The 17,089-nt window shown below is 33.8% G+C and carries 13 protein-coding genes; all 13 read left to right on the top strand.

Features of this window, described 5'->3' with window-relative positions; genetic code table 11:
* The first annotated feature begins 456 nt into the window (after positions 1–456).
* The 13 genes from GMA06_RS04465 (at position 457) to GMA06_RS04525 (ending at position 16,808) form a co-directional block, all read left to right on the top strand.
* Positions 457–1,092, top strand: coding sequence for a redox-sensing transcriptional repressor Rex (locus GMA06_RS04465; RefSeq protein ID WP_163546632.1), 636 nt, complete (start codon positions 457–459; stop codon positions 1,090–1,092).
* 21 nt (positions 1,093–1,113) lie between these two features.
* A complete protein-coding gene (metG, locus tag GMA06_RS04470) occupies positions 1,114–3,129 on the top strand; it encodes a methionine--tRNA ligase (protein WP_163561823.1) in 2,016 nt (671 codons plus the stop codon).
* 61 nt (positions 3,130–3,190) lie between these two features.
* Positions 3,191–5,074, top strand: coding sequence for an ABC-F family ATP-binding cassette domain-containing protein (locus GMA06_RS04475; protein ID WP_163561824.1), 1,884 nt, complete (start codon positions 3,191–3,193; stop codon positions 5,072–5,074).
* Positions 5,075–5,143: 69 nt separating this feature from the next.
* Positions 5,144–6,478: a branched-chain amino acid transport system II carrier protein gene (gene brnQ / locus GMA06_RS04480; RefSeq protein WP_163561825.1), complete on the top strand. Its 1,335-nt coding sequence runs from the start codon at positions 5,144–5,146 to the stop codon at positions 6,476–6,478.
* A gap of 238 nt (positions 6,479–6,716) precedes the next feature.
* Entirely contained in the window at positions 6,717–8,006 is a 1,290-nt protein-coding gene (locus tag GMA06_RS04485) for a solute carrier family 23 protein (protein ID WP_163546628.1), read from the top strand.
* Between the two features lie 270 nt (positions 8,007–8,276).
* Positions 8,277–8,633 carry a septum formation initiator family protein gene (locus GMA06_RS04490; protein WP_163546627.1) on the top strand — a complete coding sequence of 119 codons (357 nt, stop codon included), beginning with the start codon at positions 8,277–8,279 and terminating at the stop codon, positions 8,631–8,633.
* Positions 8,634–8,667: 34 nt separating this feature from the next.
* Positions 8,668–9,141 carry a S1 domain-containing RNA-binding protein gene (locus GMA06_RS04495; RefSeq protein WP_163546626.1) on the top strand — a complete coding sequence of 158 codons (474 nt, stop codon included), beginning with the start codon at positions 8,668–8,670 and terminating at the stop codon, positions 9,139–9,141.
* A 65-nt stretch (positions 9,142–9,206) separates the two neighbouring features.
* Positions 9,207–10,493 carry a tRNA lysidine(34) synthetase TilS gene (tilS, locus tag GMA06_RS04500; protein ID WP_163561826.1) on the top strand — a complete coding sequence of 429 codons (1,287 nt, stop codon included), beginning with the start codon at positions 9,207–9,209 and terminating at the stop codon, positions 10,491–10,493.
* The gene (hpt, locus tag GMA06_RS04505; protein ID WP_163546624.1) at positions 10,490–11,038 is read left to right on the top strand and encodes a hypoxanthine phosphoribosyltransferase; all 549 of its coding nucleotides are present in this window, start codon (positions 10,490–10,492) and stop codon (positions 11,036–11,038) included. Before tilS ends, hpt begins: the two co-directional genes overlap by 4 nt.
* A 133-nt stretch (positions 11,039–11,171) precedes the next feature.
* On the top strand, positions 11,172–13,130 hold the full coding sequence (gene ftsH, locus GMA06_RS04510; RefSeq protein ID WP_163546623.1) for an ATP-dependent zinc metalloprotease FtsH: 1,959 nt from the start codon (positions 11,172–11,174) through the stop codon (positions 13,128–13,130).
* Positions 13,131–13,198: 68 nt separating this feature from the next.
* The gene (gene hslO / locus GMA06_RS04515; RefSeq protein WP_163546622.1) at positions 13,199–14,086 is read left to right on the top strand and encodes an Hsp33 family molecular chaperone HslO; all 888 of its coding nucleotides are present in this window, start codon (positions 13,199–13,201) and stop codon (positions 14,084–14,086) included.
* 88 nt (positions 14,087–14,174) lie between these two features.
* A complete protein-coding gene (gene purB, locus GMA06_RS04520; RefSeq protein ID WP_163561827.1) occupies positions 14,175–15,473 on the top strand; it encodes an adenylosuccinate lyase in 1,299 nt (432 codons plus the stop codon).
* Positions 15,474–15,608: 135 nt separating this feature from the next.
* On the top strand, positions 15,609–16,808 hold the full coding sequence (locus GMA06_RS04525; protein ID WP_240328837.1) for an NlpC/P60 family protein: 1,200 nt from the start codon (positions 15,609–15,611) through the stop codon (positions 16,806–16,808).
* Positions 16,809–17,089: the final 281 nt, after the last annotated feature.

Raw genomic sequence — 17,089 nt, forward strand, 5'->3', positions numbered from 1 at the left:
CAATGATTTTTTATGTCGAATGTCACACTCTGATATGTTTTCATGATCAAATGTGATGTTTTTATCCTTTAATTGTAGTAAGATTTCTGTTATATTAGACATAGGCAATTTCTCCTTATTATTTGGTGGTACTTTTAATTTAAGAGAAAATTGCCTTTTTGTCTACATAAAATTAGGGTTGGTGGCTTATGCCATCAACCCTAAAAATTATACAGCCGTTTTTACTACCTTTTTCATTTGATATGATGTCTGGTACCATGCACATTAGTATTCTTTTTATAAAGAACAAACGTTTTGTACATTATTTGTTCGCATTCATATTGATATTCGTATATATCGAATAGATATGAGTGAATTTATTTGTTATAATTAGACAAATTGATTTCTTTTTGTAGTTTTTTTCACTAAAGTATAGTAATATCAATATAGAATATTTAAGAAAACGAGGGCATTGAGATGAGTGAAAATATAAGTAAAATTCCAAATGCTACGGTTAAACGTTTACCTTTGTATCATCGTTACTTACAGTTATTATTAGACTCTGGTAAAACAAGAATTTCATCTGCTGAATTAAGTGAGATTATTAAAGTAGATAGTGCGACTATACGCCGTGACTTTTCACATTTTGGAGAACTTGGAAAACGAGGGTATGGGTATGATGTTGAGGCTTTATTAGCCTTTTTCAATAAAACATTAAATCAAGATCGACTGGCACATGTGGCGCTTGTTGGTGTTGGGAATTTAGGACATGCGTTGTTAAATTATAATTTCCAACAAAGTAATAGTGTGCGTATTAGTGCAGCGTTCGATGTGTCAAAAGACATTGTTGGTACAATTCAAAGTGGTGTACCTATATATGATATGAATGATATGGAAAAGCAGTTAAAAATACAAAAAATTGATATTATCATTTTAACGGTACCACAAACTGTTGCTCAAGAAACAGCAGAAATAGCCGTAAAAGCAGGTGTAAAAGGGATTTTAAACTTTACACCACTACGTTTATCTGTGCCAGAAGGTGTACGTGTACAAAATGTTGACTTAACAAATGAATTACAAACATTGATTTATTTCTTGGATAATGTTGAATAATACAAAATAAGGAGGAATCGTATGGCAAAAGACAAGAAATCTTTTTATTTAACAACGCCTATTTATTATCCGAGTGGGAATCTGCATATAGGGCATGCTTATACAACGGTTGCAAGTGATGCAATGATACGTTATAAAAAATTACAAGGATTTGATACTTATTTTTTAACAGGAACAGATGAGCACGGACAAAAAATCCAGCAAAAAGCGCAAGAGTCTGGAGTTACTGAAATAGAATTTGTAGATAATATTATTCATGGTATTAAATCGTTGTGGGAATTATTGGATATTTCTTATAACGATTTTATTCGTACGACACAGACAAGACATAAAGAATCTGTTCAAAAAATCTTCCAAAAATTAGTTGATAATGGAGATATTTATTTAGGTGAGTACGAAGGGTGGTATTCTGTATCTGATGAGGAATATTTTACAGAATCACAATTACAAGAAGTGTTTCGTGATGAAAACGGAAAAATGATTGGTGGTATTGCGCCGAGCGGTCATGAAGTACAACTTGTGAAAGAAGAATCTTACTTCTTTAGAATGAGTAAATATGCAGATAGATTATTGGCATATTATGAAGAACACCCAGATTTTATTCAACCAGAATCACGTCGTAATGAGATGATTAACAATTTTATTAAACCGGGTTTAGAAGATTTAGCGGTATCGCGTACATCGTTTGATTGGGGTATTAAAGTACCAAATGATCCAAAACATGTTATTTACGTATGGATTGATGCATTATCAAACTATATTACGGCTTTAGGATATGGTTCAGATGATGAAACACTCTTTAACAAATATTGGCCAGCAGATGTGCATTTTATTGGAAAAGAAATCGTTCGTTTCCATACGATTTATTGGCCAATTATGTTAATGGCACTTGATTTACCATTACCTAAGAAAATTTTTGCACACGGTTGGTTATTGATGAAAGACGGGAAAATGTCTAAATCAAAAGGAAATGTTGTTGATCCAAATACATTAATTGAACGTTATGGATTAGACGCATTGCGCTATTATTTATTACGTGAAGTACCATTTGGTTCAGACGGTATTTTTACACCAGAATCTTTTGTAGAGCGTATTAACTATGACTTAGCAAATGATTTGGGGAATTTATTAAATCGTACGATTGCGATGATCAATAAATATTGTGGCGGTGTGATTCCAAGTTTTACACAACCTGTTTCTAATTATGATTCAGAACTGATACAAGCGTCAAAAGATATGATTGATGAAGTCGAACAAGCAATGGATAATATGCAATTTTCAGTGGCATTAACAGCTATTTGGAAATTTGTTTCTCGTACAAATAAATATATTGACGAAACAACACCATGGGCAGCAGTAAAAGACGACACAAGACAAGAGGAATTGGCACGTACAATGAACTATTTAGCAGAAAGTTTACGTATCATTGCTGTTTCTTTACAACCGTTTTTAATAGATACACCAAAACGTATTTTTGAGCAACTATGTATTGAAAATGAAACATTAAAAGATTATCCGTCTATGCACACATTTGGTGTTATTCCAGTCAACACAAAAGTTGTGGAAAAAGGAGAACCGATTTTCCCACGTTTAGATATGGATATAGAAGTTGCGTATATTAAAGAACGTATGGCAGCAGGAGCACCAGTAAAAGAAGAGGTAGAGGTTTTTGAACCTGAAAAAACAGAATTAAGTTGTCAAAAAGATGCGATTGTTTATGAAGATTTTGATAAAATTGAATTAAAAGTCGCGCAAGTTGTTGATTGTTCACGTGTTGAGGGCGCTGATAAACTATTAAAATTCAGACTAGATGCAGGTGATAAAGGAGGACATCGTCAAATACTATCTGGTATTGCGCAATGGTATCCAAATCCTGAAGAGTTTATAGGGAAAAAAGTTGTGATTGTTGCAAATTTAAAACCACGTAAACTAAGAGGGTATATTAGTCAAGGTATGATTTTATCTGCTGAGAAAGACGGTCAACTACAAGTTGTTTTTGCTCCAGAAGAATCACAAATTGGTTCAACAGTAGCGTAATGAGTAAATGCAGCGTTAAACCGAACTCGGTTTAACGCTGTTCTTTTGATTAGGAGTTATCATGAAAGATTTTAAAGTAATTGATTTACATAAAACATATGGCATTAAAACTTTATTAAATGGTGTTTCATTTCATATTCGTGAAGGTGAACATATAGGACTAATTGGACAAAACGGAACTGGAAAAAGTTCTTTGATGTCTATTTTAAGTAGAGAAGATGTAGCAGATAGTGGAGAGATTGAATGTGCCAATGACTTTAGAATTGGTTATTTAAAGCAAAATCCATTTTTATCTGAGCAGGATACGGTTTTTGAAGCGGTTTATAATGGAGATGCACCTTTATTACAAGTGGTTAAACAATATGAGCAGGCTGTTTTGGCACTAGAGCAAGACCCTGAAAATCCAGTTTATCAAAAACAATACACACACGCAGAGCAGCAGATGACGCAAACGAATGCTTGGCAGTACGATGTTCAAATTAAAACGATTTTAACAAAATTAGGTATTCTAGACTTAACGCAAAAAATTAGTACACTTTCGGGTGGTCAGAGAAAACGTGTGGGATTAGCGCAAGTGTTAATTGAAGAGCCTGATTTGTTACTTTTAGATGAGCCGACAAACCATTTAGATTATGAAAGTATTGAATGGCTTGAACAATATTTAGCGCAGTATAAAGGAGCATTGATTTTAGTCACGCATGATCGGTATTTTTTAGAACGTGCTGTAACCAAAATGTTTGAATTGATAAATGGAAAAATTGAGGTTTATGAGGGAAATTACGAAACGTATTTAGAGCAAAAATCTCAAAGACAAGCTATTCAAGAGCGTATGCACGCTAAAATGGAAAAATTGTATACTAGTGAATTAGCGTGGATGCGTCAAGGAGCACAAGCAAGAACGACAAAACAACAGGCACGTATTCATCGTTTTAAAGAGATTGAAGAACAAGTCAAAAATAAAGTCGAAACACAAACGATGTCATTGAATGTAGAAGGCTCACGATTAGGAAAACGTGTCTTTGAGTGTGAACAGGTTACTTTAACCGTAGGAGAACATACAGTTGTGGAAGATTTTACATATATTGTTCAAACGCATGATAGATTAGGAATTGTTGGAGAAAACGGTGTTGGTAAAACGAGCTTGCTACACGCATTTGCACAAAATCTACCCTTTACAAGTGGTTTATTTAAAGTTGGAGAAACTGTTAAAATTGCCTATTACAAACAATTATCAGACGACTTGCCAGAAGATAAACGAGTGGTTACTTATATGCAAGAAGTAGCAGAGGAAGTTGAAGTGGGACAAGGGCAAAAAATGAGTGTGACAGAATTACTGGAAACATTTTTATTTCCTCGTCATATGCATGGTGCTCTTATCGGAACATTATCGGGAGGAGAAAAAAGACGTTTATATTTATTGCAGTTGCTTATTCAAAAGCCTAATGTATTACTATTGGACGAACCAACAAATGATTTAGATATTGCGACGTTACAAGTATTGGAAGATTACTTAGACACTTTTTCCGGGGCTGTGATTGTTGTGTCACATGATAGATATTTTTTAGACAGAACAACAGATAAACTTATTGTATTAAATGGGAATGGACAATACGATACATTTATTGGAAGTATGACGGATTATTTAGAGAAAAAGAAAATAGAGAATGTCCATGAAAAAAGAGAAAGGGCAATATCATTCGTTGAACAAGAACAAAAAACAGTGAAAAAGCGTATGACGTATCAAGAGAAAAAAGATTGGGAAACGATTGAGGATGATATTACTCATTTAGAACAAGAAATTGCAAAAATTCAGGAAGAAATGGTACAACAAGCAAGTGCATTTGATATATTGCAGTCATTACAGCTTGAGCTAGAAGAGAAAGAAGCCTTACTCTTAGATAAAATGGAGCGCTGGGAATATTTAAGTACATTTTATGATGCCTAAAAATCTATATTGAAAACGGTTATCATATCTTTTATAATGAACAAAAATGATAAAATAAATGGAGGAACTATGTTAAAGAAAAGTTTTTTAACAGCTTTGTTGTTATTTGGTATTTTCTTTGGTGCAGGAAATTTAATTTTTCCACCAGCATTAGGATTATATTCTGGACAATATTTTTGGCCTGCAATGACAGGGTTTGTATTATCAGGAGTGGGTGTCGCTGTTTTAACTCTAATTATTGGAACACTTGGAAAAGATGGCTATAAAAAAGAAATAGAGGGGAAAATATCAAGATGGTTTTCTGCCTTATTTTTATCTGCTTTATATTTAACGATTGGTCCATTTTTTGCTATTCCACGTACAGCGACAACATCATTTGAAATTGGTGTAAAAGTATTCATACCTGAAAATAGTTTACAAATAGGTTTGTTTATTTTTACTGTATTGTATTTTGGATGTGCGTATTTATTATCGGTTAATCCAAATAGTATTTTAAAAAGTGTTGGTAAAATTTTAACACCGATGTTTGCTCTTATGATTGTGGTTGTGATGGTATTAGGTATTATGAAATATCATCAAAATCCAGTGTCAATAGCTAGTCCAGAGTATGTTCAAGCGCCTTTTTTAACAGGATTTATTGAAGGATATAATACCTTAGATGCATTAGCAGCCATTGCTTTTTGTGTGGTTGCGTTACAGACATTGAAACAGTTTGGGTTTCAATCAAAAAAAGAGTATTTACAAACTATTTGGGGTGTAGGTATTTTAGTAGCAATTGGATTTAGTGTTTTTTATGTAGGATTAGGGCTATTAGGAAATAAATTTCCTGTTCCACAAGAGGTTTTGTCTAATAGTAACATTAACAAAGGGGCTTATTTATTGACAGAAATTACGAAAGATTTATTTGGTTCGGTAGGCCAATATTTCTTAGGAGGTATGGTTATTTTAACGTGTTTTACAACAACAGTTGGTTTAATTGTATCTGCCAGTGAATTTTTTAGTGAATTATATTCAAAAATTAGTTATAAAATGTATGCAAGAGTATTTACATTAGTAGGCTTAGTCATTGCTAATTTAGGATTAAGTAATGTGATTAAATATTCAGTTCCAGTTTTATTGATATTATATCCGATTGCGATTAGTATTGTATTGCTTGTGATTGTGAATAAGTTTGTCCCAATGTCTAAATTTGGTATGCAATTAACCGTGGGAGTGGTTGTATTCATTTCTATTTTCTCTGTGATTAAAGTGAGTGGTATTTCAGAGGTATTGGCACAGTTGCCACTGACGAAACAATCATTGGGTTGGCTATTACCAGATATAGTCTGTATGCTGATTGCATGTGTTTTGCCTAATAGACAGCTCGGAGAACCTTTTGATTTTTCAGTTATGGTACATAAATAAACAAACAACGTGAAGTGACGAGGTTACTTCACGTTGCTTATTTTTAGGGTATAATTATTATTCAATTAGACTAAGGGTGTACATCTTGCATAAATATTAAAAAAATGATATAGTTTTGTTGTATAGGTCTTTAACGTTATTCCGTGAGATAACAAAGAAAGAATTGAATAATCAAATTTTTCAGGCCGAATACCATTATTTCGGGCTTTTTTTATGCCCAAAAATATAGGAGGAAAATATGGAAAAGAAATTATTATTAGACGTGCATCAAAAGCCGGAATGGAAAATGGGATTATTATTGAGTGTGCAACATATTTTTGCGATGTTTGGTGCAACGATTTTAGTACCGATTTTACTGAACATGTCTGTATCAGTAGCGTTGTTTTGTAGTGGATTAGGGACATTGATCTATATACTTGCTACAAGAGCAAAAGTTCCTGTTTATTTAGGTTCTTCGTTTGCGTATATTAGTGCAATGAGTTTAGCTATTCAACAAAAAAATGGGGATATTTCAGCGGCACAAACAGGTATTATTTTAGTTGGTTTTGTTTATGTATTGATTGCCGGTGTGATTAGTGTAATTGGGACAAAATGGGTAGATAAATTATTACCACCTATTGTGATTGGACCAATGATTATGGTTATTGGATTAGGTTTAGCAAATTCAGCCGTAACAAATGCAGGTTTTATAAAAGATGCTGATTTGAAACAAATTTTTGTTGCAGTCGCAACATTTCTAGTGACAGCTTATATCAATACAACGGCAAAAGGCTTTTTCAAAATTATTCCGTTCTTACTAGGTATTTTAGCGGGATATATTGTCGCAATATTTGTTGGATTAGTTGATTTTTCTGCCGTAGTGAGTGCACCATGGATTAGTATTCCTGATTTTTCTTTACCATTTGCAACACCATGGTTTAAATCATATACATTAGATTTTGGAGCAGAATCATTGGCAATCGTTCCGATTGCGATTGTGACGATTTCAGAGCATATTGGAGATCACACAGTATTAGGTGAAATTTGTAAACGACAATTTTTGAAAGATCCAGGATTAAAATGGACGTTAATTGGAGATGGTGTAGCAACCTCTGTATCAGCCTTTTTGGGAGGACCAGCTAATACAACATACGGAGAAAATACGGGTGTCATTGGTATGACACGTATTGCTTCTGTATCTGTTATTCGTAACGCTGCATTGATTGCGATTGGGTTGAGTACATTAGGTAAATTTACAGCACTTATTTCTACTATTCCAACGGCAGTTATCGGTGGGATGTCTATTCTTTTATATGGAGTTATTGCAAGTAATGGTTTAAAAGTGTTGATTGAAGCAAAAGTAGACTTTGGTTTATCTAAAAATTTAATTATCGCAAGTGCAATGTTGGTTTTAGGACTTGGTGGAGCGGTTTTACAAGTAACACCAGAATTGACACTATCAGGGACAGCACTAAGTGCTTTAGCGGGGATTATTTTGAATTTAATTTTACCAAATAAAAAAGGCGAAGCAGGAAAAGAAGTGTTATAGATAAGAGGCATCTTTGATACTAAATAGATTTTACACAAAAGACGTATACGTTAAATAGTCACGGGCTATTTAACGTATTTTTGTAAGGAATATCCAAAAAGAGCAGTGTTTTATAGTGTACATATATATTGATAAAATGTATTTTTTAATAAATTATAAAAAAATTACGTTTTATCATAGACAAAATTATTCAAAACTTGCTATACTTTTAGTAACTATAAAATTGTATAGGCAAGATAGGAGGATAGTGCTATCACTGATAGCTTTTATATGGCAAAAGTAAATAAAAATAGTGCAAAGCACGCCACCAATCGAGTGTTTATATGGTTGCTTATTAGTAGTGTGTTGGCAGGCTTATTGGTTTTTCAAATATGGCAAAATGTGAAACAAAATCAAGAATTTCAACAAACCCTTAAAAATGTTCAGGCGGATAAGGAAAAAGCTGAAGTTCAGAAAATGGAATTACAAGCCCAAGTGGATTTGCTAAACGATGATGATTATATTTTGAAACTCGCTAGAAGCAGAGGATTTATGGGAACAAAAGATGAAATCATTTTTAATATTCCAAGTGAAAACATGTTATTAAAGCAAGAACAGAAAAGGGAAGAGCAAGAAAACAAAGAATAAACAATTTAATGTATAGTGGAGGAAATATCATTTTATGGTAGTTGAAGTAGGAAATAAATTGTCTGGTAAAGTGACAAGCATTACAAAATTTGGAGCATTTGTACAGTTGGAAAATAATCAAACAGGGCTTGTGCATATCAGTGAAGTGTCAGATACGTTTGTTAATGATGTCAACGATGTGTTGGCTGTTGGAGATACAGTGAATGTAAAAGTGACAAATATTTCTCCAGATGGAAAAATTAGTTTATCCATTAAACAAACGATTGAAAAACCAGCTTCTGAACAATCTAAACCTAAATTTAAAAAACAACAATCCGAAAACCACACAAGTTTTAAAGAACGTCCGTCATTTCAATCAAAAGCACCACAAAAACCAAAAGAAGTAAAAAAACAAGATGATTTTGATGCGTTAATGAGTGCCTTCTTAAAAGATAGTGATGAAAGATTGCTTTCTTTAAAACGTAATACAGAAGGAAAACGTGGTGGACGTGGTGGACGTCGTAGTTAAAAAAGAACCCCTATCCTAGCCTATTGTTAGGAGGGGCTTTTATCTTTTATTGAATGGAGATTATTATGACAGTAGAGTTACCGCATTTTTGGAATAAAACGAGCAAGCTCTTATTGGCGATTTCAGGAGGAGTAGATTCCATGGTATTACTTGATTTATATATACAGTTAAAAAATCGTCCTAGAGCATTGGTAGCTTATGTCAATCACGGTATTCGTCAAGAGGCATATAAGGATATTCAACTTATTCAGAATGTTTGTCGAAGGGAAGGTATTCCGTTCGTAACCAATGAGGATATTCCAACTCTTCTTTCTGAGGACGAAGCAAGAACGTATCGCTATGGATTTTTGAAAAAAATTGTTCAAGAGCACCAATGTACGCATCTTGTGACGGCCCATCATTTAGACGATCAAGTTGAAACAATCATGATGAAACTCGTTCGAGGGAGTAGTCTTGAGAGCTTGGTAGGTATGCAACAAGTACGATTTTTTACTGAAAATTGTCAACTCGTTCGTCCTTTATTATTATATGGAAAAGAAATGTTGATGGACTATGCAAAAAATCATAGAATTGACTATTTAGAAGATAGTACCAATCATTCTGATGCTTATACAAGAAATCGTTTTAGACACCATATTTTGCCACTATTAAAAAAAGAAAATCATCAATTTTCAAAACATATAGAAGATTTTTCAAAAGAATTAATAGATGTGCTACAGATTGCTAATGAGCATATCGTTCATACGTATGAGCATGTTGTGCAAAAGAATTGTATTCAAGGAGAAACATTCAGAACTTTGCCAACTTATCTACAAAAACAAATTATTGTTAAATGGCTTCGGCAACATCAACTCGTGACAAAGAGTGCTATTGAGGACGTTTTGAATCTACTTAATCATACAGCAGGAGAAAAAGTGTGTGATTTAAAAAATGGATGGCAATGCGTTAATCGTTACGGGAATGGATTTCTAGAACGAAAAACGAATCACCAGTATAAAGCACTAAATATGACCGAAGATGACACAGTGGATATACAAGATTATTGCTTATATGTGTCTGATAGTACAGAGCATGCTATTTGTCCGGTATCCATAGATGATTTGCCATTGACTATACGAACACGACAAACAGGAGATAAGATGTGTTTAGGTACTTTTTCAAAAAAAATCAATCGTATTTTTATTGACGAAAAAATACCTAAAAGTGAACGAGATAGTATTTATTTAATTGTAAATAAAAAAAATGATGTTTTAGCGATTTTAGATGAGCGTTGTCAACGATTGTCTAATTTTAGAGAAACTGGTAAAATAAGTGAGCGATATATTATTTATAGAAAGAGAGAAAAATCATGATACATGAAGATATTGAAAAAGTTCTTGTGACAAAAGAAGAATTAGAAGAGTGTGTAAAACGTTTAGGTGAACAATTGTCAGCAGAATATGACGGGAAAAAGCCTTTAATCGTAGGAGTTTTAAGAGGGTGTATTATGTTTATGACAGATTTAGTACGAAATATGTCTATTCCTTTAGAACTTGATTTTATTGATGTGAGTAGTTACGGGGATGAAACAGAGTCTTCTGGTTATGTCAAAATCTTGAAAGATTTAGATACATCTGTTGAAGGACGTCACTTGATTTTAATTGAAGACATTGTGGATACAGGTAGAACATTGATGAAATTGAAAGAATTGTTTGAATACCGTAAAGCAGAGTCTATTAAAGTCGTGACCTTATTAGATAAACCAGAAAGACGAGTTGTTTCATTAGATGCAGATTATGTAGGTATTGAAATTCCAAATGAGTTTGTTGTTGGTTATGGATTAGATTATGCTCAACTATATCGTAACTTACCATATATCGGTGTATTAAAAGAATCTGTCTATTCAGAAAAAGACTAAGACTAAAGGTTGATTTTTTGCAAATTGATGTATTTTTAAAATCAATTATGCTAAGATATAACGTGACGCTGTTAGCGTAAGAATAGATTGAAGATAGTTTGAAACATGACAATATGGCATGTAGGAGGTATAAATGAATAAAAAACGCTTTATAGGAAGCAATGTGTTGTATTTGCTCTTGTGTATAACAGTCGTTTGGGGCTTTTTCTCTCTGGCAACGGGCGGGAGCACGTCATCAGGGCAAAATGCCATTACAACGACAGAATTATTTGAGCAATTACAAAAAAATAATGTCAAGAGCATAAAAACACAACCTGTAGATGATGCGGTTGAAGTTACGGGTGAGTTGAAAGAATCTATTGATGTTAAAGCTGTTGAAACAGGTATTTTTACAAACTTTTTAGGTTCTGGTCAATCTAAAGTTAAAAAGTTTAAACTTTACATTAGTAATTCTGAATACATGAAAGAAACGATTGAAAAATTATCATTGGAAAAAGGTGTAGAAGTCAAAGCAGAGCAAAGAGATCAATCAGGTATTTGGATTTCTGTTTTAGCCAATTTAATTCCAACAGCTGTTCTTATTTTCTTCATGTTTAGCATGATGGGCAATATGGGTGGTGCCGGAGGCCGTAATCCAATGAGTTTTGGGAAATTACGTCCTGAAGATACACAAGGTAAACCAAGTAAAGTACGTTTTACTGACGTTGCCGGTGCAGAAGAAGAGAAACAAGAATTATTAGAAATTGTTGAATTTTTAAAAGACCCTCGTAAATTTACAGCCTTGGGAGCTAGAATACCTTCTGGTGTTTTATTAGAAGGCCCTCCAGGAACTGGTAAAACATTATTGGCAAAAGCAGTTGCCGGTGAGGCAAATGTACCATTCCATTCTATTTCAGGTTCTGAGTTTGTGGAAATGTTTGTTGGGGTTGGTGCAAGTCGTGTGCGTGATTTATTTGAAAAAGCAAAAAAATCTGCACCAGCAATTATTTTTATTGATGAAATTGATGCAGTAGGTCGTCGCCGTGGAGCTGGTATGGGTGGCGGAAACGATGAGCGTGAACAAACATTAAACCAAATGTTAGTTGAAATGGATGGGTTTGAAGGTAATGAAGGTGTTATTGTTATTGCTGCAACAAACCGTTCAGATGTTTTAGACCCAGCCTTGCTACGTCCAGGACGTTTTGATAGAAAAATTTTAGTTGGTAATCCAGATGTGAAAGCACGTGAAGAAATTTTAGCTGTTCATGCACGAAAAAAACCAATGGCTAAAGATGTTCATTTAAAAGATATTGCAGAAAAAACACCGGGATTTTCAGGTGCTGATTTAGCAAACTTATTAAATGAAGCAGCACTTATTGCGGCTCGTTTAAACAAAAAAATGATTGATGCGGAAGATATAGATGAAGCACAAGATCGTATTATAGCCGGTTTGGCAAAACGTGATCGTGTGAGAACAGAAAAAGCAAATCGTGTTGTTGCTTACCATGAAGCAGGACATGCCATTGCCGGTCTAGTATTAGCATCTGCACAAGATGTCCATAAAGTGACGATTGTACCACGTGGGCGTGCAGCAGGATACGTGATTTCTGTTCCAAAAGAAGATCAAGTTGTCTACTCAAGAGAAGAATTATTCCATAGAGTAGTTGGTTTGCTTGCGGGACGTGCAGCAGAGGAGTTAATTTTTAATGAATCTTCAACAGGTGCAAGTAATGATATTGAACAGGCATCTCAAATTGTACGTTCTATGGTTATGGTTTATGGGATGAGTGATAAGCTTGGTATGGTTGATTATAAATTAGATAATAATGGCTTTATGACAAATAGACATTACTCTGATAATACAGCGAGTGCGATTGATAAAGAAGTTATTGATATTATGAATCAAGCAAAACAAAAAGCACGTCACATTTTAGAAAAACATAAAACACAATTAGATTTAATTGCGGAAAAATTAATTGAACTTGAAACGATTGATGGTCGTGCAATTAAAACATTATTTGAAACTGGAAAAATGCCAGAAGAGGTTGACTATCCAAGTGAAAAAGTAGTGGAAGAAACATCAGAAGAAAATATAAAAGAACAAGAAGCATAAACGAATGAATGCGTTAAGTGGCACGTCGTGCCACTTAACGCCATTTTTCATGAAAGGAATATATAAATATGTCGGATTATTTTGTAAAAGCATTGGCATTTGACGGGCAAATTCGCGCATTTGCTGTTGATGCAACACAGACGGTTAAAGAAGCCCAAAAACGTCATGATACGTGGCATACTTCAACGGCTGCTTTAGGTAGAACGATGATTGGCGCTTTATTATTAGGCTATAATTTAAAAGGAGAAGAAAAATTAACGGTTGAAGTCAAAGGAGATGGACCGGCGGGTAAAATTGTAGTCGATAGCAATGGTAGTGGACAAGTAAGAGGATATATTCAAAATCCTAATTTATCCTTACCGTTAAATGTATATGGCAAGTTAGATGTACGTGGTGCTGTTGGCACACAAGGAACGCTAACCGTTCGTAAAGATTTAGGATTAAAAGAACCTTTTTCTGGGCAAGTACCAATTATTGATGGAGAATTGGGTGAAGATTTTACATATTATATGGCACTTTCTGAACAAACACCGTCATGCGTTGGTGTGAGTGTTTTAGTGGATACCGATGATAGCGTCAAAACAGCCGGTGGATTTATGATACAAGTGATGCCAGGTGCCACTGATGATGTGATTACTGAGATAGAAAATCGTATTCAAAAAATGCCTCAAATTTCAGATTTAATGGATTCAGGCTGTAAACCAGAAGAACTATTAGAATGGGTACTTGGAAAAGAGCATGTGAATATTTTAGAAACATTACCAGTTGCTTTTCATTGTGACTGTACACGAGAAAAATTTGAAGCAGGCTTATTAACACTTGGACTAGAGGATTTAAAAGAAATTAAGGAACAAGATAAAGGCGCTGAGATTGTATGCCATTATTGTAATGATAAATATTATTTTTCTGAAGAGGATTTACAAGAATTGATACAATCAATTGAAACAAAAGCATAAAGAATGAAAAAAACAATGTTTATACTTGCTTAACATTGTTTTTTTATGTATGTTATAAAGGTAATCATAAGCGAAAGGAATGTATTGTATGTTATCACGTTACACACGTCCAGAAATGGCAAAAGTATGGTCAGAGGAAAATCGTTATCAAACATGGTTAGAAGTAGAAATTTTAGCTGATGAAGCTTGGGCAGAATTAGGTGAAATTCCAAGAGAAGATGTTGAAAAAATTAGAAAAAATGCAACATTTTCTATTGAACGTATTTTAGAAATTGAGGAAGAAACAAGACATGATGTGGTGGCATTCACACGTGCTGTATCAGAATCTTTAGGTGATGAAAAAAAATGGGTGCATTATGGATTAACGAGTACAGATGTTGTGGATACAGCTTATGGCTATCAGCTAAAACAAGTTAATGATATTTTAAGAAAAGATTTAGAGAACTTTTTGAATGTATTAAAAGAAAAAGCAATTACCTATAAAGATACGGTATGTATGGGACGTACGCATGGTGTACATGCAGAACCAACAACATTTGGATTGAAAATGGCACGTTGGTATTCTGAAATGAAGCGGAATATCGAACGTTTTGAACATGCAGCCAAAGGTGTAGAAGCAGGAAAAATTAGTGGTGCTGTAGGGACTTTTGCAAATATTCCAACAGAAGTAGAAGCGTACGTTTGTCAAAAATTAGGCATTCGTCCTCAAGAAGTGTCAACACAAGTTTTACCACGAGATTTACATGCAGATTATTTATCAGCAATAGCTTTAATCGCAACAAGTATTGAAAATTTTGCTGTTGAAATTCGTGGATTGCAAAAATCTGAAACAAGGGAAGTTGAAGAATATTTTGCTAAAGGTCAAAAAGGATCTTCGGCTATGCCTCATAAACGTAATCCCATTGGTTCAGAAAATATGTGTGGTATTGCTCGTGTTATTCGTGGGCATATGGTAACAGCTTATGAAAATGTTGCTTTGTGGCATGAACGTGATATTTCACATTCCTCAGCAGAACGTATTATATTACCAGATAGTACATCACTGTTAAATTATATGTTAAATCGTTTTGCAAATATTGTAAAAAATTTAACGGTATTTCCTGAAAATATGAAACGTAATATGGATGCAACATTTGGTCTTATTTATTCACAACGTGTTTTACTGAAACTGATTGATAAAGGGATGAGTCGTGAACAAGCATATGATTTGGTTCAGCCTTGTACAGCAAAAGCATGGGATAATCAAACAGCTTTTAGACCGATTTTAGAAGCTCAGTCAGAAATTATGGCTGTCTTAACGAAAGAAGATTTAGACGATGCTTTCGACTATCATTACCATTTAAAACAAGTAGATACTATTTTTAAACGAGTAGGATTACTCGATTAGTATCTTTTGTTACATTTATATTACAAAGTGAAAACAATTTCGTAAAAAGGCATGTATTCAGTATATATTGTGTTAAAATGTATAACGTAACAATATATGTATGATTTTGTCATACTCACGAAGCGAGGAATAGACTTGAATAAGAAATTATTGACAGTATTGGCTGTTGCATCATTAACTGTAACATCAGTTGTAACACCTTATATGGCTTATGCCGAAGATGTAAATAGTCAAATTGAGAAAGCAAAAAATCAAGTTGAGAATTTAACAAATAAGTTAAGTGAAGCTGAAAAAGAATTGGCAAATGTGTCGGCACAAATTACTGAAGCAGAAGAAAAATCTGCTCAATTACAAGAAGCAATGACACAAACGCAAAAAACGTTAACAACATTAACAGAAGATATTAAAACTTTAGAAGAAATTATTGCTAAACGCACGGTTAAATTACAAACACAAGCACGTGCAGAGCAAACAGAAAATACATTAGAAAACTATCTAGGGGTTATTTTAAGTTCTCGTTCTATTGTAGATGCTATCGAGCGTTTCAATGCTATTTCTGCATTAGTAACATCTGGAGCGGAAATGCGTGAACAACAAGTACGTGATAAAGAAAGTGTTGAAAATAAAAAAGTAGAAGTTGAGAAAAAATTAGTAGAACAATCTCAAAATGCAAAAGAGTTAAGTGACTTACAAAATGAATTATCTGTAAAAAAAGCAGAACGTGAAGTATACGTTTCTTCGATTGCCATTGAAAAAGCAAGTGCTGAGAAAGATAAAAAAGATTTAGAAGCAAAACGTGACGAAGCAATTCGTCAAGCAGAAGCAGCTAAAAAAGCAGAAGCAGAACGTATTGCGAAATTAAAAGCAGCACAAGAACAACAAGCAAAAGAGCAACAAACACGTAATGCTTTGGCAGCACAACAAGTGGGGCAAGGTATTGCGACAGCGACATCATCTCAACAATCGATTACATCACAAGCAGATGTATCCATTGGTGCAACATCAAGTGCTAAAGGTCAAGCTATTGCAGCAGCAGCCTTGGCACAATTAGGTGTGATGCAAGATTGTACAAGATTAGCAACGAATGCATTAAGAGCAGCAGGTATCAATTATCATGGTTGGCCAATTGGTTATATGTCATTGGGAACAGTTGTTTCAGCAGCTGAAGCTCAACCAGGAGATTTGATTTATTACGCAAATGGTGGTATGGGCTTAGCACATATTGCTGTTTATATTGGAAATGGTAAGGCTGTTCATGGTGGATGGAATGGAAATACAACAGTTGTAAATACAGCTTATGTTGGTTCAGGTCCAGTTTTCATTCGTGTAAAATAGTTGAAAAAGACCACTAAAGATTTCTTTAGTGGTTCTTTTTATTTTCTGTGTCAAATCGTGTGGGTGGAGAGATTTAGATAATGAAAGGCATTTATTAGTTATTTAGTACTTTTTTATTTTTTAAATAGTATGTTAGGAAATCTACGGAATGATTTTGATAAAAGCATGTATGATTATTTTCTACTATATCTAATATGTGTGCTAGTTTATTTGAAAAATATGGTTATGCTCATAAAATGATGATAATGGCTATATTTCTATTTGTACTATTGAAAATGCAT

It is taken from the genome of Granulicatella sp. zg-84 (assembly GCF_010892375.1).
In the GTDB taxonomy this organism is placed as follows: Bacteria; Bacillota; Bacilli; order Lactobacillales; family Aerococcaceae; genus WM01.

What these genes read in the sequence shown, in the direction of transcription:
- GMA06_RS04465 (WP_163546632.1), top strand. Translation starts at nt 457, where the DNA reads ATGAGTGAAAATATAAGTAAAATTCCAAATGCTACGGTTAAACGTTTA.
- metG (WP_163561823.1), top strand. Translation starts at nt 1,114, where the DNA reads ATGGCAAAAGACAAGAAATCTTTTTATTTAACAACGCCTATTTATTAT.
- GMA06_RS04475 (WP_163561824.1), top strand. Translation starts at nt 3,191, where the DNA reads ATGAAAGATTTTAAAGTAATTGATTTACATAAAACATATGGCATTAAA.
- brnQ (WP_163561825.1), top strand. Translation starts at nt 5,144, where the DNA reads ATGTTAAAGAAAAGTTTTTTAACAGCTTTGTTGTTATTTGGTATTTTC.
- GMA06_RS04485 (WP_163546628.1), top strand. Translation starts at nt 6,717, where the DNA reads ATGGAAAAGAAATTATTATTAGACGTGCATCAAAAGCCGGAATGGAAA.
- GMA06_RS04490 (WP_163546627.1), top strand. Translation starts at nt 8,277, where the DNA reads ATGGCAAAAGTAAATAAAAATAGTGCAAAGCACGCCACCAATCGAGTG.
- GMA06_RS04495 (WP_163546626.1), top strand. Translation starts at nt 8,668, where the DNA reads ATGGTAGTTGAAGTAGGAAATAAATTGTCTGGTAAAGTGACAAGCATT.
- tilS (WP_163561826.1), top strand. Translation starts at nt 9,207, where the DNA reads ATGACAGTAGAGTTACCGCATTTTTGGAATAAAACGAGCAAGCTCTTA.
- hpt (WP_163546624.1), top strand. Translation starts at nt 10,490, where the DNA reads ATGATACATGAAGATATTGAAAAAGTTCTTGTGACAAAAGAAGAATTA.
- ftsH (WP_163546623.1), top strand. Translation starts at nt 11,172, where the DNA reads ATGAATAAAAAACGCTTTATAGGAAGCAATGTGTTGTATTTGCTCTTG.
- hslO (WP_163546622.1), top strand. Translation starts at nt 13,199, where the DNA reads ATGTCGGATTATTTTGTAAAAGCATTGGCATTTGACGGGCAAATTCGC.
- purB (WP_163561827.1), top strand. Translation starts at nt 14,175, where the DNA reads ATGTTATCACGTTACACACGTCCAGAAATGGCAAAAGTATGGTCAGAG.